Source organism: Pantoea sp. Seng (assembly GCF_009829935.1).
Taxonomy (GTDB): Bacteria; Pseudomonadota; Gammaproteobacteria; order Enterobacterales; family Enterobacteriaceae; genus Pantoea; species Pantoea communis.
In genome coordinates this window covers 160,822-180,266 of the sequence record NZ_SZZV01000001.1, presented here as the reverse complement: position 1 = coordinate 180,266, position 19,445 = coordinate 160,822, and the positions used below count along the sequence as shown (strand labels likewise).

The window sequence follows — 19,445 nt, the reverse complement described above, 5'->3', positions numbered from 1 at the left end:
CCATCTTACCGGGTTTGCCGGGGAAAAAACATCTGGCTACGCAGATAAATCTCAAATGAAATGATACACATCAAGTTGAGCTCAATCCCAGATATCTTTTGAGTGAAACGTTTAGCATGCAAGAATTAAAATGTGAAATTGTGACTAATATCATTATGTTATAATTTATGCTCTTTTCATTGACCGCTGAGCTTTGCTTAATAAAAATAACTTCAACGCCTGATTCTTCCTGCCTGTTAATAACACAAACATCCATTTAATGTGGGTTTAATCTCCACCGCTTCGCCTGGGATAAATTCCTCATTCAACCATATGATATACTCTGTTTTTTACACACAGATATTGTGTCTACATTCAGTAACACCACCAAGGAGTCAAAGATGAGTGATGAAGACTTTTCAACATCGCGGGATACCCAGGCATTGGCCGATGAAGTCGCTTGCCTGAAAATGATGGTGACGCTGATTCTGAAAGGGATGGGTCAGGCGGATGCCGGTAAGGTGATCATTAACATGGAGCGCTATGTGCAAAGCGCGTTAGCGGATAAGCCGCAGGCGGAAGTGTTCAGCAACACCATTCGTCAGATTAAAACCGCCTACCGTCAGTAAGCGGTGAAGCCCCGCGCAATGCGCGGGGTGGTCAACTGTGCGACTGCCAGTTCACTGAAACACCCAGTGACGGCAGCACCTCTTCCGGACTAAACCGGCGTGTGCCACGATACTTGTCCGCCAGTGCCGGTTGATGAACCGGAATACGAATGGCAAACAGATTATCCTCAGATTGAATCAACCCGGGTGATAAAGGTTCGTACACGACGTGGTGCTGCTCAAACATTTTTTCCAGCATCGGCGTTGCTGAGCTGATCAGGTACTCCATACCGCTGAGTTCCGCCAACTGCACCGCATGCCACAAAATCGTCAGTGGCAGTTCTGCATCCACCTCAAGGCGTGCTGAAAAGCGTGACATTTCCCAGACTTTTTCCTGATCGAACGGCAGCACCATGCCTTCAGGCACTTCTGGTTCATGCCAGGGCAACAAACGTGCACAGCCGCAAATCCCCTGGCGCGCATTCCAGGCGATCATCCAGGTGACATCGGAGCGATCAAAGCGATCATACTCCTGTCCGGGCGTACTTAAGCGCGGCGGGATAGACCAACCTTCACCCCGCGCAAAAACGCTATAGCGATACGTTCCTAATTCTGCCAACAGAGAGGACGGCATATCCTTAAGCTGTGTTTGAATTACTTTCATCATGCGCCCCTGACATCCCCATGTTTGCAATGATTTCTTTGCGCCAGCCTGGCAAAGTTCCGGCGCAGGGTAGACAACTGACTAAAGAGTGGGAACTACTAAAATTAGTAGTTGCCTTTTTGCTATATCAGGCCAATTGCCGCCGCATAACACGCAATCTGCGTTTTATTGGAAACATTAAAACGCTTTTGCATATTCTTTTGGTGAAAATTCACCGTATGTTCTGAAATCGCTAAAATCAGTGAAATTTCCGCAGAAGTTTTTCCTTCCGCTGTCCATTTCAAAATTTCCAGTTCGCGTTGACTAAAATCGTTAGATAAAACCGCCATTGAACTATCATTTAGCCGCTCCAGCACGCGCAAACTCAGTTCCGCCAGAAGGTGCAGTTTCACCTCTAGCTGAACGCGTAAGTGTTGAGTCTGACTGTGAAGCGATGATGCTATAGATAATATACCAATGGCACGATTTGGCGCCATTGCCGAACAAGAAAAGCCGCTGTTGAGCCCTGCCGCATTCGCTTCAGCCCATAAATTACCGGCACCGGTAAATAAATCCCGCGTCCATTCCACGCCTCGTCCCGGCCGCTGACAAAGCAACAGCACCGGATCGACAGCATAATAATTTTCGCTTTCATAGCGCTTAACCCAGCTTTCCGGGTAAGTACTGAACAAAAACACGCGCGGCCGGGTAAAAGGCACGGGATGTTGAACCAGGAAAGCGAATGAATCGAAACCCATCGCTTCAATGTGTTTTTGTAATAGCGTTTTTACTTGAATCACTTCCGTCAGCGCCTGAAATTCATTTTCAGTTTCGCCACGCCAGACGAAATAATTATCGGTCGTCATTATTGCCTCAGCGTTGTTTCACGCTTTAACTTGTTATTCGTTCTGATTAACACAAAAAATAAATTAACTTGAGAAAAAATATTGATTGAAATGAGAGCAGCCCGCGGGGTAACAATCATAACCATCCTGTTGTCAATGCGTTACCATTATGGGGAACTGAAAACAGATACATTTTGCCAACAGCTTCACAACTTTAATCCTCCTCCCTTATTAGAATAGGATTTTTCCGAAGGAGTTTCAATCACCCTATTCATCGAAAATCATCATTAGATTGATAAATTTTTAGCATCGTCATTAACTAAAATCACTCACTTTGAAAGCGGTTACTGAGAGTAATAGCGGTATTTGTGGGACGACGGCTATTCGGTTCATTCTTAATCCCAGTGATTTCTGTAGTGAGCGGTATAACGTGATTTCCATCACCCTCTTTTCCAGCTACGCTTAAAGGATTTGCGGGGGATGACGCTGTGGACTTTTCAGGGGAAGACGTTGCGCCCTCACCCATACTGGCGCATTGTCATGCGTATTCGAGCATCATAACGGGGCTGACTATGATGAACCAACTGGCATTACCTTTCCTTGTACTGGGCGGTTGTACAGCGCTGATGATCTTAAAAGATCTTTTCCGTCACCCGCATCCGGTGGCAATCATGAATATCATCTGGCCGCTGACCGGCCTCTATATGCCGTTCATCGGATGGTTAGCCTGGTGGTATCTGGGTCGTAAACCTTCACGTCAGGTAAAACTTGCGCTGCTGGTTCCACAAAAAATTCAGAGTAATGCCAGCTGGCAAACAATATTTATTTCCACCTCATTATCTGCCGCGGCCTGTATATTTGGCGACATAATGACCCTACCAATAATCACCTTGCTAAATCAGTTCGCCATTATGCCAACGCTCTGGATGCAGGCAATTATTTGCTTGATAGTTTCTCTGGTGGTGGGTTTATTTTTCCAGTTCCTGGCTATCCGTCAACGTGAAAAACGTTCATTTGGCCGGGCGTTATTATTAGCGTTTAAAACCGAAACGTTTCCCCTGCTGATTTATCAATTAGCTATTTTTATCTTTATGGCACTGGCACTAAAATTTGTTCTCAACCAACAAATCAATCCATTGCTGGTGGCTTTCTGGTTTATGTTACAACTGGCCATGATCATCGGTTTTCTATTCTCCTGGCCCGCTAATCATTTCCTGATAAAACGAGGGCTTAATCCCGCCGTCTGACTAACGACAGTATCCGGCGCCGCGCATCCCCAGGTGAAAATGTCCGGCATGCGCGGCGTTGTAATCCGGTCCTAACGCATTACCAAAGGTCGCACAGCCGTTGTGCCATAAAGCGCGAAGCCCTGCAGCCGCATCCTCAGGTTGATGCCAGTTTTTTGCCACCTGCAGCCAGCGTCCATCTGCAAGCTGAAACCCAGTCACATCCCATGCATCTGCTGTTGCATGCTCGCTTAAACGCCCCTGCTGGCGATGATAGATATTTCGACAGGCGTAACTGCCGACGTGGGTGATTCGCCGAATCGGGCTGTTGATACCTGCCTGCTGAAGGGCGTGAGTGCTGTTGACGACAAACATTGTGCTACTCACCGCCATCGGGCAACTGGCAAGAAAGCTGCTGCTCAATTTCACTTCACCAAAACCACTCACGCGCAAAGGTTGTTCAATAGGGCAATCACCTTGCAGTGCTGGCACGGCGCGAAATTCTACCCATCCCTGCTGACTGGCTCGATGCATCACCGCCATACATGCCGCAGGATCGTGACCCAGGCGCTGCAATTTGTAGCGCATCATCCATCCCGGAGGGTCAGTCACCGACAGCGGTGTAAATGGATTCCACTGTGGCGGCAGATGCGTTTTCAGCCACGGCAAACTCCACCAGCCACATAATGCCAACAGAGCAATCGCTAATAATGCGCGCATCACACCTCACGTTTACTCATAAAAAGAAGACGTAAGTGTAGGTGGCAAAATGGAGAGATAACGCAGAAAAGGCTTAATTGCTGAAGATTTACGCAAATTCACCGTGGATTATGCCATGTAAATATTTACTGACAGAGTAAACCCCGCAAAAGGTCACAATTGTAAAAAAACAATTACCGAGAGTTGCAACCTTTCCACTATCTTATGCCACTTGCCCTATCAAACGGCACGTTATCTAACAGCCAGTAGAGCTGACACAACATCAAAACAGGAAAGATATATTTATGGTTGATCAATCCAAAGAGGCGCTTATCGAGGCCGAGCAGCCCGATAAGCTCCAGCGTAATCTACATAACCGCCATATCCAACTGATTGCCATCGGTGGCGCGATCGGCACCGGGTTGTTTATGGGCTCAGGTAAAACTATCAGCCTGGCCGGCCCCTCGATCATTTTCGTTTATATGATCATCGGCTTTATGCTGTTCTTCGTGATGCGCGCAATGGGCGAATTGCTGCTCTCTAATCTCGAATATAAATCCTTCAGCGATTTTGCCGCCGATTTACTCGGCCCGTGGGCGGGCTATTTTACCGGCTGGACTTACTGGTTCTGTTGGGTGGTGACGGGCATTGCCGATGTGGTGGCCATTAGTGCCTATTTCCAACTCTGGTTCCCCGACTTCTCCATCTGGATGAGTGCACTGCTGTGTATATTTGTGTTCCTGGCACTCAATATTGCGACGGTGAAATTGTTTGGTGAGATGGAGTTCTGGTTCGCGATTATTAAAATCGTGGCGATTGTTGCCCTGATCGTGACTGGCATCGTGCTGGTGAGCATGCATTATCCTTCGCCCAGCGGCAGCGCGGCAGCCCTGAGCAATATCTGGGATCACGGTGGTATGTTCCCGAAAGGATTGAGCGGCTTCTTTGCTGGCTTCCAGATTGCGGTGTTTGCCTTCGTCGGCATTGAGTTAGTCGGCACGGCCGCAGCGGAAACCAAAGATCCGCACAAGGTGCTGCCACGTGCGATTAACGCTATTCCGGTGCGTATCATTATGTTTTACGTTCTGGCACTGCTGGTGATCATGGCGGTGACGCCGTGGAATCAGGTCATGCCGGACCGCAGCCCCTTCGTTGAGATGTTTGTGCTGATCGGATTACCCGCCGCCGCCAGCATCGTTAACTTCGTGGTGCTGACTTCTGCTGCATCATCCGCTAACAGTGGCATTTTCTCCACCAGCCGTATGTTGTACGGTTTGGCAGAACAAGGCGTGGCACACAAAGCATTTGGCCGCCTGTCGGCACGCGCGGTTCCCACCACCGGGCTGTTTTTCTCCTGCTTCTGCCTACTGTGCGGCGTTGCGCTGATTTACCTGATCCCCGATGTGATGACGGTATTCACCATGGTCACCACGGTATCGGCGATTCTGTTTATGTTCGTCTGGACCATCATCCTGTGCAGCTACCTGGCTTACCGCAAACAGCATCCGCAACGTCACGCTGAGTCGAAGTTCAAGATGCCGCTGGGCAAGCTGATGTGCTGGGTGTGCATGGCGTTCTTCGCCTTTGTAATTGTCTTGCTGACCTTGCAGGATGATACTCGTCAGGCGTTGATGGTCACGCCGCTGTGGTTCGTCATTCTCACCATGGGCTGGTTGTTACGTCGTCGTAAAGCCTGATAGCACTGCCGACAAAAAGCCCCGAATGCTCGGGGCTTTTTTTTATAACCTTTCGCGTAATTTATGCCATGCCTGCGCCAGTGAAGGTCGCACAGAAGGCTCCCTTTCTGGTGCCGGTTCGGGAACATGTGCCGATCCCAGATTGAAGGTGAAGGTGTAATTGGGTGCTTCCCCCATCCTTAAATCCGAAATCAAGGTCTCTTCACCCTGCTGGCGCATGGCGTAAAAACCATGGCTGAACCACGCCACCCGCTCGGCATACCAGTCACCTTTAAACGCATCGAACAGTTGCGGGTTGCGCGGGTGCCAATGAATTTCCAGTGCTCGATCGGGTGACAACAGTGACCAATAGGCCTCACCGTAACGATCGGGGGTCATAATCACGGTTCGCCACACCAGGGTATTAAATGCCGTTGGCGTCACCAGCACCTGCTGCGGCTTGATGGATTGATCAGTTAAATCACGATCGATATGCTGCGTCGCCACGCCCTGCACCACCATGCTCCAGCCAAGATACAGCGTACTGATCAGCAAACCCGCCTGATTCCAGCGCAGTCCGACTCCATCACGCCGCCATAGCGCCACCCCCAGCGTGATCAGCAACGGCAAGGTATACAACGGATCGATGATGTACATGCTGCCAATCGCGTAGGGGAAATCGGTAAACGGCAACCCCAGCTGCGTGCCGTACACCGTGGTCAGATCAAGCAACGGATGCGTGATCAGGGCCAGCCAAATTGCCAGGCACCAGCCGCGCCAGTGGGAGCGACTGCGTGTTGCACCTGCGATCAGCCAGGCCAGCAGAGGCGCAGCTAGCGTGAGCCATATCAGCGCATGACTCTCAGTTCGATGCAGCGTCATATTGCGAATCGCATCGCCATGATCGATAAACACATCCAGATCGGGCAAGGTGCCGGCAATCGCACCCACCAGCGCCGATTGCCATAGCGGCACGCGCTTGCCCATCACCGCGACGGTGACCGCCGCGCCCAACGTCAGTTGTGATAGCGAATCCATGCACTCTCCTGGTTAAAGCGGGATCAACGCACGCGGATCCCTTCAATAATCATGCGCTGTACATTCTCCAGCGTTTGCTCGAAAAATTCCGGGTCACTCAGGGTCTGGCCGGTGATCGCCTCAACCTGTGACGCAAAATCCGCGTAATGTTGCGTGGTGGCCCACAGCAGGAAAAACAGATGCTGCGGCTGCACCCCGGCTAACCGCCCTTCCGCAATCCACTGCTCGATGATCGCCGCCTTCTCATCCACCAGCGCTTTTAAATCCCCGGCCAGTTCACCTTTGAGTAACGGCGCACCCTGGAGCATTTCCAGACAGAACAAGCGCGAGGCCTGCGGGTGATCGCGCGACACCTCCAGCTTAAGACGGATATATTTCCGAATGGCGGTCAGTGGGTCCTGATCGTGGCGCAGTGCGCGCAGTGGAGCCAGCCAGACATCAAGGATCTCCTTCAGAACCGCGATATACAGCACCTCTTTTGAGGGATAGTAGTAAAGCAAATTGGTCTTGGAGACGTCGGCACGCTCTGCCACTTTATCGAGGCTGGTACCGTGAATACCGAACTGCGAGAAGAAGCTTAACGCCGCTTCCAGTATCGCAGCCCGTTTTGCGGCAACGGCACGTGAACGTCGGCCCGGTTGTTTTTCATCGCTTTTCACACTGTTACCTCTTCAATCCTGCCTGTCCGCATCATAACAAAGCCCCTCTTTCCTGCCTAATCGCTCTCCCTGCACCCTTTTTGACCACCGTGCGCATGAAAAACGTGCAAAAAGTTTTGACCAAACGGTCTGATTTAGACCAACCACTCCACTTTCATCCTTCCATGGGTTTTAACACATTGTTGTACAAGGTATTTAAAAATGTGGCACAGGCTTTGCAGTTTTGTGACTGAGCGCCGCTCGCAGGATGCGTGCAGGAAGCAGTGCAGCGCGTAGAGCAATGCCCGTTCAATTCAGAGAGGTTTCACATGAAAATTGGCGTATTTATCCCGATTGGCAATAATGGCTGGCTCATCTCCACCCATGCGCCGCAGTACAAACCGACTTTTGAACTGAATAAAGAGATTGTGCTGAAGGCCGAGCATTATCACTTCGACTTTGCGCTCTCGATGATCAAACTGCGCGGCTTCGGGGGTAAAACCGAATTCTGGGATCACAATCTCGAATCCTTCACATTGATGGCGGGGCTCGCGGCGGTGACCTCAAGAATTGAAATCTATGCCACGGCAGCCACTCTGACGCTGCCCCCAGCAATTGTGGCGCGCATGGCCGCCACCATCGATTCGATTTCCAATGGTCGTTTCGGTGTCAATCTGGTCACCGGCTGGCAGAAACCCGAATACGAACAGATGGGATTGTGGCCGGGTGATGAATACTTCTCCAGCCGTTACCAATACCTCACCGAGTACGTCACCGTGCTGCGCGATTTATGGGGCACCGGTCAGAGTGACTTCAAGGGTGAATTTTTCACCATGAACGACTGCCGCGTGAGCCCGCAACCGCAGAAACCGATGAAGGTGATCTGCGCCGGTCAGAGCGATGCCGGCATGGCATTCTCCGCGCAGCATGCCGATTACAACTTCTGTTTCGGTAAAGGGGTCAACACGCCTACCGCCTTCGCCCCGACCGCCAGCCGCATGAAAGTCGCAGCAGATAAAGCCGGACGGGATGTCGGTTCCTATGTGCTGTTTATGATCATTGCTGCCGAAAGCGACGAAGCCGCACGCGCCAAATGGGAGCATTACAAAGCGGGTGCTGATGAAGAAGCGCTCGCCTGGCTCACCACACAAAGTCAGCAGGATACCAAGTCCGGCAGCGACACCAACGTGCGTCAGATGGCCGATCCCACATCAGCCGTGAACATCAATATGGGCACCCTGGTGGGTTCATACGCCAATGTGGCACGAATGTTGGATGAAGTTGCCGAGGTTGACGGCACACAGGGCGTGCTTCTGACCTTCGATGACTTCCTGCAAGGCATTGAAGATTTCGGTGAGCGTATCCAGCCATTAATGCAGTGTCGTCAAGACGTTATCACTTCGCAGAAGGAGGTTGCCTGATGAGTACCGTGACTTGCGCCCATACGTCGAGTTTGCCCAATATCACCCTGCCCGCCCGACCAGAAGCGATTGCACTGCCGCCGACGCAAAGCGCCTTGATCGTCGTCGATATGCAGAATGCCTATGCCACCGAAGGGGGTTATCTGGATCTTGCTGGTTTTGATGTCTCCGCCACAAAGCCAGTGATCGCCAAAATTCATCAGGCGGTAACCGCGGCGCGCGCCGCTGGCATGCAGATTATCTGGTTCCAGAACGGCTGGGATGACCAGTACGTTGAAGCGGGTGATGCCGGCTCGCCTAACTTCCATAAATCGAATGCACTGAAAACCATGCGTAAGCGCCCGGAGTTACAGGGCACGCTCCTGTCGAAAGGCGGCTGGGATTATGCGCTGGTGGATGAACTGGTGCCGCAGGCAGGAGACATCGTGCTGCCCAAACCGCGCTACAGTGGCTTCTTCAATACGCCACTCGATAGCATGCTGCGCAGCCGCGGTATCCGCCACCTGGTGTTCACCGGCATTGCCACCAACGTGTGCGTTGAGTCGACACTGCGCGATGGCTTCTTCCTCGAATATTTTGGCGTGGTGCTGGAAGACGCCACTTATCAGGCCGGACCGGCATTTGCCCAACAAGCGGCGATTTTCAACATCGAAACCTTCTTTGGCTGGGTTAGCGACACGGACACTTTTTGTGAAGCTCTGAAAGCTTAGGGTCCATCTCACCTGCAAAACCATAACGATAAGGAACTGCGACGATGCCTAAAAGTGTGATTATTCCTGCCGGAAGCGGCACCCCGATTGCGCCCTTTGTGCCAGGAACCCTGGCCGATGGCGTGGTGTACGTGTCAGGCACGCTACCGTTCGATGCCAGTAACAATGTCGTCCACGTCGGCGATGCCGCGGCACAAACCCGACACGTACTGGAAACCATCAAAAAGGTGATCGAGACCGCCGGTGGCAGCATGAGTGACGTCACTTTCAACTCTATTTTCCTCACCGACTGGAGCCATTACGCCGCGATTAACCAGGTCTACGCCGAGTATTTCCCCGGCGACAAACCCGCGCGCTTTTGCATTCAGTGTGGATTGGTTAAACCAGATGCGCTGATTGAAATTGCCAGCGTCGCGCACATCGGGCCGCAGGAGGCGTAATGCACCTTGAGATTCATGGTTTAACCGCTGCCGACGCGCCAACACTGGTGCTGTCGTCCGGCCTGGGTGGCGTGGCGGGCTTTTGGCAACCCCAGCTGGCGGCGCTCGCTCCCCATTATCGCGTGGTAACTTACGATCAGCGCGGTACCGGTCGCAGTGCCGATACGCTGCCTGAAGGCTACAGCATGGCGATGATGGCCGCCGAACTGGCTGAGCTACTGGCGCAGCATGACATTCACCATTACGACATTATTGGCCACGCACTGGGTGGCCTGATTGGCCTGCAGCTGGCGCTGGATTGTCCCGATCGTGTCGGCCGCGTCGTGGTGATTAATGGCTGGCTCTCGTTGGATCCTCATACGCAACGCTGCTTCCAGGTGCGGCAGGATCTCCTGCTCAACGTAGGCGTTGAAGCCTTCGTGCGAGCGCAGCCACTGTTCCTCTATCCGGCTGAATGGCTGGCGCGCCATCAGGCGCGCATCACCGCTGAAGATGCCCATCACGTGACCCATTTTCAGGGCATGGAAAATCTGCTGCGCCGCTTGCATGCATTAATGAACAGTGATTTCCGTACGCATGCGGCGCGGATTCATCAGCCTGTGTTAGCCATTTGTAGCCAGGACGATCTGCTGGTGCCGTGGAGCTGCTCTCCACAACTGGCCCAGGCGCTGCCGAATGGCAGTCTGATTGAGATGCCGTGGGGCGGGCATGCGATGAGCGTGACCGATGCCGATAAGTTTAACGCTCTGCTGCTGGGGTGGCTGGCCGAAACGGCTGCACCTGCACAGCGCGCCGCCAGTTGAACAGAGGAGTGAAACCATGAGTGTGCATGAACTGCCGCTGGTACCGAATGTAGATCGCGATGCTTTCCGCCATGCCATGGCACGACTGGGGGCGGCGGTCAATATTATCACCACCGACGGTCCGGCTGGTCGCGCCGGATTCACCGCATCTGCTGTCTGCAGCGTGACGGATACGCCGCCCACTTTGCTGGTGTGTCTGAATCGTTCGGCCTCAGTCTGGCCGACCTTTCGGGACAATGGCTATCTGTGCGTCAACACCCTGGCGGCCGGTCATGAAGATCTTTCGACACTGTTTGGTGGTAAAACGCCGATGGATCAGCGTTTTGCTGCGGCTAACTGGCACACGCTGGCCAGCGGTTCACCGCTGCTGGAGGGTGCCACCGTGTCGTTCGATTGCAAAATCACCCAGGTGGTCAGTGTTGGCACACACGACGTTTTGATGTGTGAAGCACTTGCGCTGGTACGTAACGATGATTCCCATGGCCTGGCGTGGTTTGACCGTGGATATCATCACCTTTTACGGCAGGACGCCCGCTAACGCCGCTCTGCGCGGTCCGGTTCCACCGATATCCTGGAGAAAACGATGGCGAATTCCTGGTTCCCCCGCTGGCAGAAAAAGTCAGCCATGACCGAAGATGGGCTGATTGCACCGGATGAAACCCTGCCGTTCGGGCAGACGTTTGTCATGGGCCTGCAGCATGCTGTAGCAATGTTTGGCGCGACGGTGCTAATGCCGTTGTTGATGGGACTCGACCCCAACCTGGCGATTCTGGTTTCCGGTATCGGCACACTGCTGTTCTTTGTGGTCACTGGCGGACGCGTGCCGAGTTATCTTGGATCCAGCGCCGCCTTTGTCGGGGTGATTATCGCGGTGACCGGATTCAACGGCCAGGGATTGAACCCTAATCTGTCGCTGGCGCTAGGCGGCGTCATTGCCTGTGGCGCGCTTTATACCTTCATTGGCCTGATCGTTATGAAGGTGGGTACGGATTGGATTGAGCGGCTCATGCCCCCTGTCGTCACGGGTGCAGTGGTGATGGCAATTGGCCTGAACCTGGCACCAATTGCTGTCCATGGCGTATCAGCATCAATGTTCGATAGCTGGATGGCCGTCATGACCGTGCTGTGCATTGGCGTGGTCGCGGTCTTCACACGCGGTTTGGTTCAGCGCTTGCTGATTCTGGTTGGCCTGATTGTCGCCTGGGCGATCTACGCCTTGCTCACCAATGTGTTTGGCCTCGGTAAGCCAGTCGATTTTAGCGGTGTCGCCAGTGCGCCTTGGTTTGGTTTACCACACACCACCGCGCCGGTATTTGATATGCAGGCGATAGTGATGATTGCCCCTGTCGCCATCATTCTGGTGGCTGAAAATCTTGGGCATATTAAAGCTGTCGCCGGTATGACGGGACGCAATCTTGATCCCTGGATGGGGCGCGCGTTTGTCGGTGATGGCCTTGCCACCATGTTGTCAGGATCGATGGGTGGCAGCGGTGTAACGACGTACGCCGAGAATATTGGCGTGATGGCGGTGACCAAAGTCTATTCGACACTGGCGTTTGTCGCGGCCGCAGTGATTGCGCTGATACTCGGTTTCTCACCGAAGTTTGGTGCCTTGATTCATACTATTCCCGGCCCGGTGATTGGCGGCGCGTCAATTGTGGTATTCGGTTTAATTGCCGTGGCAGGTGCGCGGATCTGGGTGCAAAACAACGTTGATTTCAGTCAGAACGGCAATTTGATCATGGTGGCCACCACGTTAGTGTTGGGCGCTGGTGATTTTGCTTTAAAGATCGGCAGTTTTACCATTGGTGGGATTGGCACCGCGACTTTCGGTGCCATCATTCTTAACGCCATTCTTAAACGTCGGGGCGCCGCGCTGGCAAGCCAGGCGGCACGACAACATCCTTAAGGCTCCAGCGGTGCCTGCTCAGGCACCGCTTTCTTGCGGCGAAGTCGTAGCTCACTGACGATCACCCCACAAACGATCAGCACACCGCCCAACAAGGCAGCGGCCGGTAAACGTTCACCCGCAATCCGTCCAACCACCCCTGCCCAGACCGGTTCACCGGCGTAAATCACCGTAGCCCGCGTCGGTGACACGCTGCGCTGCGCCCAGTTCATTGTCACCTGAATCAGTGCACTGGCCGCACCCAGACCCAGCGCACTCAATAGCAATGGCGTTGAGATCGTTGGGACCGATTCGCCATTAGGGATCATAAAGACAAAAGCGCAAGCCGATGCGACCATCAGTTGGATCAGCGTCACGCGACGCACATCAACCTGGCCTGCAAAGCGACTGATCAGAATAATTTCAGCCGCAATCGCCAGTGTACTGAGTAACGTCGCTATCTCGCCCGCGTTCAACGTCAGGCTACCGTCTTGTGGCCCGGCCACCAGCACTAAACCGGTAAACGCCAGCATAATGCCAATCCATGCCATTAACCCTGGCGGACGGCGCAGAAATACCCATTGCAGTAACGGTACCACCGGCACATATAGCGCGGTCAGAAACGCCGACTGGCTGCTGGAGATGGTTTGCATCCCCCAGGTTTGTAAGCCGTAGCCACCCGCAATCGACAGGCCAATCAGCGCACCGGCTTTCACTTCGAGCCAAGTCATGTGTTTCAGGTAGCGACGAAAGAAGAAGGCCAGCAATAACGTTGCCGTGGCAAAGCGCAGCCCCACAAAGAAAAAGGGACCGGAATGTGCCATCGCCCGGTGCACCACCAAAAAGGTGCCACCCCAAACCATGGTAATGAGGATGAGAACGAGTTCCTGACGCGTAATACGCAGGCTGAGACGGGAGTTTGAAGCAGACATAACGCACCAAAATAATCGATTGGCGATCATTTTTGCCTGGTCAAGAGGGGAAAAGCAATCTTTGTTACCGCCGGGAGAACCCGGCGGAGGGGGAATCAAACACAATCACATTACTTCTTGCTGCGACTGCGTCCCCCTTTTTCACCTGCTTCGGAAGCGCGTTGCGGGTCGTTCCTGAAATTACCGCCGCTATTTTTTCCGCCTTTACGACCGGCTTCCGCGGCTCTCTCGCGATCTTCCGCGAAATTGCCTGATCCTCCACGATGTTGTGCCATCATTTCCTCCAGGGATTGAGCATCTGTGGTTAGGCCTTTTCATCCAATGTGGTGAAAAGCAAGGCGGCGGAGTATTCGCGCCACCTGATAAAAGGATAGCCAGGCCAGTCTGATATTCGGCTAATATTCATACTTTGAAACATATAATTCACTTATTTTTCTATCATAAACCAGATTAACATCCAGCTTACAAGCGGTTAGCCGGGTTAAAAGCGCAGCGCTAGACGTATCCATCTATCCTCCCTTCCGGCACCTTACGCAGTCTCTTCTATACTTCTGAATACTCATCACCCTCAGCAGGATAGAAAACCATGGCAAAAGTTTTGGTGCTTTATTACTCAATGTATGGTCATATCGAAACCATGGCGCAAGCCGTGGCTGAAGGCGCAAAGAGTGTGAGCGGTGCGGAAGTCACCATTCTTCGTGTACCGGAAAGCATGGATGCGGAGAGATTTGCGCAGGTGGGCGGCAAGGTGAATCAGGCGGCGGCTGAAGCAAAACCTGAAGATTTAACCCAGTACGACGCCATCATCGTGGGTACGCCAACCCGCTTTGGCAATATGGCCGGTCAGATGCGTAATTTCTGGGATCGCACAGGCGGATTATGGGCCTCAGGCGCGCTGTACGGCAAACTCGCCAGTGTGTTCGCCTCTACCGGCACCGGTGGCGGCCAGGAACAAACCATCACCTCCGTTTGGACCACCCTCGCCCATCACGGCATGGTTATCGTCCCCATCGGTTATGGCACCAAAGAACTTTTCGATATTTCTCAGGTACGCGGCGGCACGCCTTATGGCGCCACCACCATTGCGGGCGGTGACGGCTCACGCCAACCGTCAGCAGAAGAACTGGGAATTGCCCGCTATCAGGGCCAATACGTCGCCGGACTGGCGGTAAAACTGCAAGGATAAATCCACAACAGGAGACCTTTATGGCCACAGAACAGTCGAAAGCTCACCACGTGGGCGAATGGGCCACGCTGCGCCACACCTCACCTGAAATTGCTGAAGCCATTTTTGAGGTGGCGAATTATGACGAACGACTCGCGGAAGAAATCTGGCGTCAGCAAGGTAGCGACGATGTGCTGCTCCGCGCTTTTGATAAGACCGATCAGGACGTTCTGACGTGGGACGACAAAACAGTCGAGCGTAAAAACGTTTAACACGCAGGCGGGCATGTCCCGCCTTTGTCATTTTTTCTGCCAAGGAGCCCTTTATGTCAGCCTACCAAAGCATCAACCCGGCCAATAATCAGTTGCTGAAATCCTGGCCTTATCACGATGACACCTATATGCAGCAGGCACTCAGCGCGGCTGACGAACTCTACCACTCTACGTGGTGTAAAGGCGATATGCAGCCACGTCTGCAGGTGCTGCACCGACTGGCCGATTTGATTGATCAGCGCGTTGACGAATTAGCTGAGATTGCCAGTCGTGAGATGGGCAAGTTAATTGGTCAAAGCCGGGGGGAAGTAAAAATCTGCGCGCAGATCGCTCGGTACTATGCCGAACATGCGGCTCACTTATTACAGGCAAAACCTTATCCCAGCACGGTGGGCGATGCCTGGCTTGAGTATCACCCGATTGGCGTGGTGGTCGCCGTCGAGCCCTGGAACTTCCCTTATTACCAGTTGATGCGCGTGCTGGCGCCAAATCTGGCATTGGGAAATCCGGTGCTGGCGAAACATGCCAATATTGTGCCGCACTGTGCGGATGTCTTCGAAAAACTGGTTGAAGAAGCGGGTGCGCCAAAGGGTGCGTGGAGCAATCTGTTTATCTCTAATCAACAAGTCGCCGATCTGATTGCCGATCCGCGCGTGCAAGGTGTCGCGCTAACGGGCTCTGAACGTGCCGGTAGCGCTGTGGCGGAGCAGGCCGTAAAGCATCTGAAAAAGTCCACGCTGGAGTTAGGCGGCAATGACGTATTCGTGGTGCTGGACGATGCCGATATTGACGAAGCCGTGCGCCAGGGCGCGCAGGCGCGATTAAGTAACTGTGGTCAGGTATGTACCGCAGCGAAGCGCTTTATCCTGCACGAAAAAATCGCGACGGAGTTTATGGTGAAGTTTAGTGCGGCCCTGCAATCGGCCAAACCGGGGGATCCACTGGATGAAAGCACCACGCTGGGTCCGCTTTCATCGAAAGAGGCTCGCGACCGTTTAGTGAAACAGGTTGAGGATGCGGTTAAGCAGGGTGCGCATGTTGAACTGGGCGGAAAAGTGATAGAAGGCGTGGGTTGTTATTATCAGCCAACGATACTGACTGGCCTCACACCGCAAAATCCCGCCTATTACCAGGAGTTCTTTGGACCGGTGGCACAGGTTTATGTGGTGGCTGACGATCGCACCGCCATCGCACTGGCCAATGATTCGCACTACGGTCTGGGCGGTTCAGTGTGGACGCGCGATATTTTGCGTGGGCGCAACATGGCATCGCAGATCGAGACCGGTATGGTGTTTATCAACTCTCAAAGCGATACCGCCGCGGAGTTGCCGTTTGGTGGCGTGAAACGCTCAGGCTATGGACGGGAGTTGTCCGATCTTGGCCTGAAGGAGTTTGCGAATCAAAAACTGGTGGTCGTCGCCGGTTAACGGAAATAAAAAACCCCGTCGAGGCGGGGTTTTTTCATTACAGCGACGTTAGTTGCTGGCGGGAGCGGCTTTTGCCGCCTCACCTTCCGGCTTGGCTGGCGTCGCATCTGACTGCGCTTTCTGCGCTGCAGCGGCATCAGCTTTCGCTTTGTCCTCCGCCGCTTTCTGTGCAGTGGTTTTCTCAGCTTTCGCTTTATCCTCAGCTGCTTTTTGGGCAGCCGCTTTGTCAGCCTTCACTTTCTCTTCAGCGGCTTTAGCATCAGCCGCTTTCTGCGCAGCTGCTTTGTCCGCTGCGGCTTTGTCGGCGGCCGCTTTATCTGCAGCGGCTTGATCCGCTTTCGCTTTAGCGTCGTCATTGGCGGCAGCAGGCGCTGGTTGTGCCGCTGGCTGTGCTGCTGGAGCCGGAGCAGCCGGCTGCAGCGGGGTACCCTGCAGTGCAGTATTCAACGCGGTAGCAAACTGATCCCAGCTGCAGTAGCCGTTAGCATCGGCATCACAGCCTGCCAGTTGCAGCGTGACACGCTTCGGCGGGTTTTTCAGGCTCAGCACATCAGCATTGCGCAGCTGTTCCGCTGTCTGATAAACGTATTCCACTTTCAGCAGATCTTTGTTGTTTTTAGCATCGTGCCAGCGCTCAAACACCACCTGACCACCGATTGGCGTCTTCTCATCGTTACCCGGCAGCTCGTATGGCTTAACCTGCAATGCGCTCAGCAGTGAGGCAATATTCGAATCGTGCCCCACCATCACCGTGACTTTCGGTGCGTTCGCTTTGTCCTGGTCCACTAACTGGCTGCGGATGTAATCCACCAGCGGTGCGGCCACTTCACGCGCGACATCGGGAGAAGTGAACAGCGCATCCTGATAACCATTTTTGATTGCCGCGAGGGATTTCCACTGCTCAGGAGTTTTAATCTGGCCCCAGGCCACCTGATCGGCCGGGAAACCTTCGTAATATTGCAGCGTGAAGGCATCAACCAGCGAATTGCCGATTTTCAACGGTCCATTCACGTTAGGCTCTTTGCCATTTTCTGCGCTGAAGGTGTTGTCACCGCCGCTCAGATCACACTGTTTTTTACCGTTACAGGCCGGTGCCGATTTGTAATCAACAATTTTTTCTAACTGCTGGAAAGCCGGTTTCAGCGCCAGCTTCTCATTCGCAGCCGTCATCGCCGCCAGCGCTTTCTTATTGAATTCGTCGCTGCCGTCAGTGATCACCGGATTAAAGATAGGATCCATGGTGCCCATCGCATCCTGATGCGTCACGGAAATATCACAACCCGGGAAAGCGCCAGTAATGAAGTATTGCGCGGTGGCGACCGTACGTTGCAGGCTGTTGGCATAGACAAAGATGTTGCTGCTATCCGGGCAGGTGCCGCTTTCCACCAGGCCCTGCTGTGCCAGCCACTGACGGGTATAGTTACCCATGTAGACTTCCAGCACGCCGCCTTTGGTGGTTAACTCGCCGCCGGGCACATCCCACTGCGGCCAATTCTTCTTGGTGGATTGTTCCAGCACGCTGCCGTTGTTGGCTAACGGTGCGCGCAGATTGTGACGGCTCAGCATCAGCACTTGCTGTAACTGCATATCTCCATCTGCCGCGTAAGCAGACATACCGATCGGGAGCGCAGCGATAACTGACAACGCGCAAAGACTCAGTTTCTTGATCATTGTGCCTATTCCATAATTCATCAGTGAAACACTCTGGCATTCAAACGATTAGCTCGCCATTGAGCGAATTACCGCACAGTGTAACCCAGCTTGCCTCGGAAAATCGCCAGATGTTTACAAAAACCGTGAATGGAATATAGCAGTAAACGCGCGTGCCGTCGGGTAACGGCAGCAGATTGAAAAGCAACGGGATGTTTTTCGGAATTCCGGAACGCAGAAAAGCAAAAAGCCCGCATTTCTGCGGGCTTCTTTAATATGGCGGAGGAACAGAGATTCGAACTCTGGGATGGTTTCCCATCGACGGTTTTCAAGACCGTTGCCTTAAGCCACTCGGCCATCCCTCCGGAAATCTTTTTGTCACTTCACTCTGCAAGAGTGATGGCGGAGGAGGAGAGATTCGAACTCTCGGATGGTTTCCCATCGACGGTTTTCAAGACCGTTGCCTTAAGCCACTCGGCCACCCCTCCGCAATGAGGCGCACTATAAACATCCCCCCGAACGATGTAAAGCGCGGATTGAATCGTTCGCCTGAAAAACAGCCAAAATCCATTTTTTCGCTGTCAAAATCACCACTCTGCTCAGTGAAACAGCAATTTATCGCGTAAAGATGGGTAAAACGACTTTGCTGTCTGGTAGCCGTTGCGTATCCTCAGGCCATATTTGGTGTTCTCTCTCTATAATGGAGCGCATGATGGATAGAATAATTAGCTCGTCACAGCGGCAATCGCTGATCAGCACCCACAAAGTGCTGCGCAATACCTACTTCTTACTTGGCCTGACGCTGGCGTTCTCCGCGGTCACTGCCACGCTCAGCACCGTTTTTGCTCTGCCCTCTCCCGGATTAATTTTGATGCTGGTCGGTTTTTACGGTCTGATGTTCCTGACCTACCGTCTGGCGAATAGCCCGGCAGGTATTCTGGCGGCCTTCGCCTTTACTGGTTTCCTCGGTTATTGCCTTGGCCCAATCCTAAGTTCCTTCCTTGCGGCAGGCATGGGCGATGTGATTGCCATGGCGCTGGGCGGTACGGCGCTGGTGTTCTTCTGCTGTTCGGCCTACGTCCTGACCACGCGTCGTGACATGTCCTTCCTTGGCGGTATGATGATGGCTGGCTTCGTGGTGCTGCTGGTTGCGGTCATGGCGAATATCTTCCTGCAACTGCCAGCGCTGCATCTGGCGATCAGTGCGCTGTTTATCCTGTTCTCAGCGGGTGCGATTCTGTGGGAAACCAGTAACATCATTCATGGCGGCGAAACCAACTATATCCGCGCCACCGTGAGCTTGTATGTGTCGCTGTATAACATCTTTGTCAGCCTGCTGAGCCTGTTAGGCTTCGCCAGCAAAGATTAAGCTGCAGACATAAATG

General features: G+C 53.3%; 21 protein-coding genes and 2 tRNA genes. 13 read left to right on the top strand and 10 right to left on the bottom strand.

What is annotated here, in order from left to right:
- Window positions 1-380: 380 nt before the first annotated feature.
- On the top strand, window positions 381-608 hold the full coding sequence (locus FD737_RS00815; protein ID WP_034820303.1) for a DUF2594 family protein: 228 nt from the start codon (window positions 381-383) through the stop codon (window positions 606-608).
- A gap of 31 nt (window positions 609-639) precedes the next feature.
- Here the strand turns inward: FD737_RS00815 and FD737_RS00810 are convergent, their stop codons facing one another.
- Together FD737_RS00810 and sdiA are read right to left on the bottom strand one after the other, a co-directional pair.
- Window positions 640-1,251 carry an acyl-homoserine-lactone synthase gene (locus FD737_RS00810; protein WP_034820307.1) on the bottom strand — a complete coding sequence of 204 codons (612 nt, stop codon included), beginning with the start codon at window positions 1,249-1,251 and terminating at the stop codon, window positions 640-642.
- Window positions 1,252-1,373: 122 nt separating this feature from the next.
- Window positions 1,374-2,096 (bottom strand): transcriptional regulator SdiA, encoded by a 723-nt coding sequence (gene sdiA / locus FD737_RS00805; RefSeq protein WP_034820310.1) that lies wholly within the window; start codon window positions 2,094-2,096, stop codon window positions 1,374-1,376.
- 551 nt (window positions 2,097-2,647) lie between these two features.
- Here sdiA and FD737_RS00800 point away from each other — a divergent pair.
- Window positions 2,648-3,322 carry a DUF4396 domain-containing protein gene (locus tag FD737_RS00800; protein WP_160832466.1) on the top strand — a complete coding sequence of 225 codons (675 nt, stop codon included), beginning with the start codon at window positions 2,648-2,650 and terminating at the stop codon, window positions 3,320-3,322.
- Here the strand turns inward: FD737_RS00800 and FD737_RS00795 are convergent, their stop codons facing one another.
- On the bottom strand, window positions 3,323-4,021 hold the full coding sequence (locus FD737_RS00795; RefSeq protein WP_160832465.1) for an extensin family protein: 699 nt from the start codon (window positions 4,019-4,021) through the stop codon (window positions 3,323-3,325).
- Between the two features lie 284 nt (window positions 4,022-4,305).
- Between FD737_RS00795 and cycA the strand changes: the two genes are divergently transcribed.
- Entirely contained in the window at window positions 4,306-5,697 is a 1,392-nt protein-coding gene (cycA, locus tag FD737_RS00790) for a D-serine/D-alanine/glycine transporter (protein WP_058959632.1), read from the top strand.
- Window positions 5,698-5,739: 42 nt separating this feature from the next.
- On the opposite strand, the gene FD737_RS00785 is transcribed toward cycA, so the two are convergent.
- Together FD737_RS00785 and rutR are read right to left on the bottom strand one after the other, a co-directional pair.
- On the bottom strand, window positions 5,740-6,714 hold the full coding sequence (locus FD737_RS00785; RefSeq protein ID WP_160832464.1) for a metal-dependent hydrolase: 975 nt from the start codon (window positions 6,712-6,714) through the stop codon (window positions 5,740-5,742).
- A 23-nt stretch (window positions 6,715-6,737) separates the two neighbouring features.
- Window positions 6,738-7,373, bottom strand: coding sequence for an HTH-type transcriptional regulator RutR (rutR, locus tag FD737_RS00780; protein WP_034820328.1), 636 nt, complete (start codon window positions 7,371-7,373; stop codon window positions 6,738-6,740).
- A gap of 308 nt (window positions 7,374-7,681) precedes the next feature.
- On the opposite strand from rutR, the gene rutA reads away from it, so the two are divergent.
- The 6 genes from rutA to rutG are packed head-to-tail and all read left to right on the top strand — an operon-like array spanning window position 7,682 to window position 12,635.
- Window positions 7,682-8,773 carry a pyrimidine utilization protein A gene (rutA, locus tag FD737_RS00775; RefSeq protein WP_160832463.1) on the top strand — a complete coding sequence of 364 codons (1,092 nt, stop codon included), beginning with the start codon at window positions 7,682-7,684 and terminating at the stop codon, window positions 8,771-8,773.
- Window positions 8,773-9,483, top strand: a complete 711-nt coding sequence (gene rutB, locus FD737_RS00770; RefSeq protein ID WP_160832462.1) for a pyrimidine utilization protein B — start codon at window positions 8,773-8,775, stop codon at window positions 9,481-9,483. Before rutA ends, rutB begins: the two co-directional genes overlap by 1 nt.
- Before the next feature lie 44 nt (window positions 9,484-9,527).
- Window positions 9,528-9,923 (top strand): pyrimidine utilization protein C, encoded by a 396-nt coding sequence (rutC, locus tag FD737_RS00765; protein ID WP_058959636.1) that lies wholly within the window; start codon window positions 9,528-9,530, stop codon window positions 9,921-9,923.
- Window positions 9,923-10,726: a pyrimidine utilization protein D gene (gene rutD, locus FD737_RS00760; RefSeq protein WP_097119572.1), complete on the top strand. Its 804-nt coding sequence runs from the start codon at window positions 9,923-9,925 to the stop codon at window positions 10,724-10,726. The genes rutC and rutD overlap by 1 nt, the downstream gene beginning before the upstream one ends.
- Before the next feature lie 16 nt (window positions 10,727-10,742).
- A complete protein-coding gene (rutF, locus tag FD737_RS00755) occupies window positions 10,743-11,264 on the top strand; it encodes an NADH-dependent FMN reductase RutF (RefSeq protein ID WP_160832461.1) in 522 nt (173 codons plus the stop codon).
- Window positions 11,265-11,309: 45 nt separating this feature from the next.
- Entirely contained in the window at window positions 11,310-12,635 is a 1,326-nt protein-coding gene (gene rutG, locus FD737_RS00750; protein ID WP_160832460.1) for a pyrimidine utilization transport protein G, read from the top strand.
- On the opposite strand, the gene FD737_RS00745 is transcribed toward rutG, so the two are convergent.
- Window positions 12,632-13,546, bottom strand: a complete 915-nt coding sequence (locus FD737_RS00745; RefSeq protein ID WP_160832459.1) for a DMT family transporter — start codon at window positions 13,544-13,546, stop codon at window positions 12,632-12,634. The genes rutG and FD737_RS00745 overlap by 4 nt on opposite strands.
- A 110-nt stretch (window positions 13,547-13,656) precedes the next feature.
- A complete protein-coding gene (locus tag FD737_RS00740) occupies window positions 13,657-13,821 on the bottom strand; it encodes a general stress protein (RefSeq protein WP_071845623.1) in 165 nt (54 codons plus the stop codon).
- A gap of 311 nt (window positions 13,822-14,132) precedes the next feature.
- Here FD737_RS00740 and wrbA point away from each other — a divergent pair, with 311 nt between their 5' ends.
- From wrbA to FD737_RS00725, 3 genes are read left to right on the top strand one after another with little or no spacing between them, the layout of a single operon-like run.
- Window positions 14,133-14,732, top strand: a complete 600-nt coding sequence (gene wrbA, locus FD737_RS00735) for an NAD(P)H:quinone oxidoreductase (RefSeq protein ID WP_034820354.1) — start codon at window positions 14,133-14,135, stop codon at window positions 14,730-14,732.
- A 20-nt stretch (window positions 14,733-14,752) separates the two neighbouring features.
- Window positions 14,753-14,983 carry a YccJ family protein gene (locus FD737_RS00730; RefSeq protein WP_038647733.1) on the top strand — a complete coding sequence of 77 codons (231 nt, stop codon included), beginning with the start codon at window positions 14,753-14,755 and terminating at the stop codon, window positions 14,981-14,983.
- Between the two features lie 53 nt (window positions 14,984-15,036).
- A complete protein-coding gene (locus FD737_RS00725) occupies window positions 15,037-16,410 on the top strand; it encodes an NAD-dependent succinate-semialdehyde dehydrogenase (protein ID WP_160832458.1) in 1,374 nt (457 codons plus the stop codon).
- A 48-nt stretch (window positions 16,411-16,458) separates the two neighbouring features.
- Here the strand turns inward: FD737_RS00725 and agp are convergent, their stop codons facing one another.
- The 3 genes from agp to FD737_RS00710 form a co-directional block, all read right to left on the bottom strand.
- Window positions 16,459-18,081 (bottom strand): bifunctional glucose-1-phosphatase/inositol phosphatase, encoded by a 1,623-nt coding sequence (gene agp / locus FD737_RS00720; protein WP_160832457.1) that lies wholly within the window; start codon window positions 18,079-18,081, stop codon window positions 16,459-16,461.
- A 256-nt stretch (window positions 18,082-18,337) separates the two neighbouring features.
- Window positions 18,338-18,425: transfer RNA gene (locus FD737_RS00715), tRNA-Ser, on the bottom strand.
- Window positions 18,426-18,460: 35 nt separating this feature from the next.
- Window positions 18,461-18,548, bottom strand: a tRNA-Ser gene (locus tag FD737_RS00710).
- A gap of 224 nt (window positions 18,549-18,772) precedes the next feature.
- Between FD737_RS00710 and yccA the strand changes: the two genes are divergently transcribed.
- The gene (gene yccA, locus FD737_RS00705; protein ID WP_160832456.1) at window positions 18,773-19,429 is read left to right on the top strand and encodes an FtsH protease modulator YccA; all 657 of its coding nucleotides are present in this window, start codon (window positions 18,773-18,775) and stop codon (window positions 19,427-19,429) included.
- Window positions 19,430-19,445 lie beyond the last annotated feature (16 nt).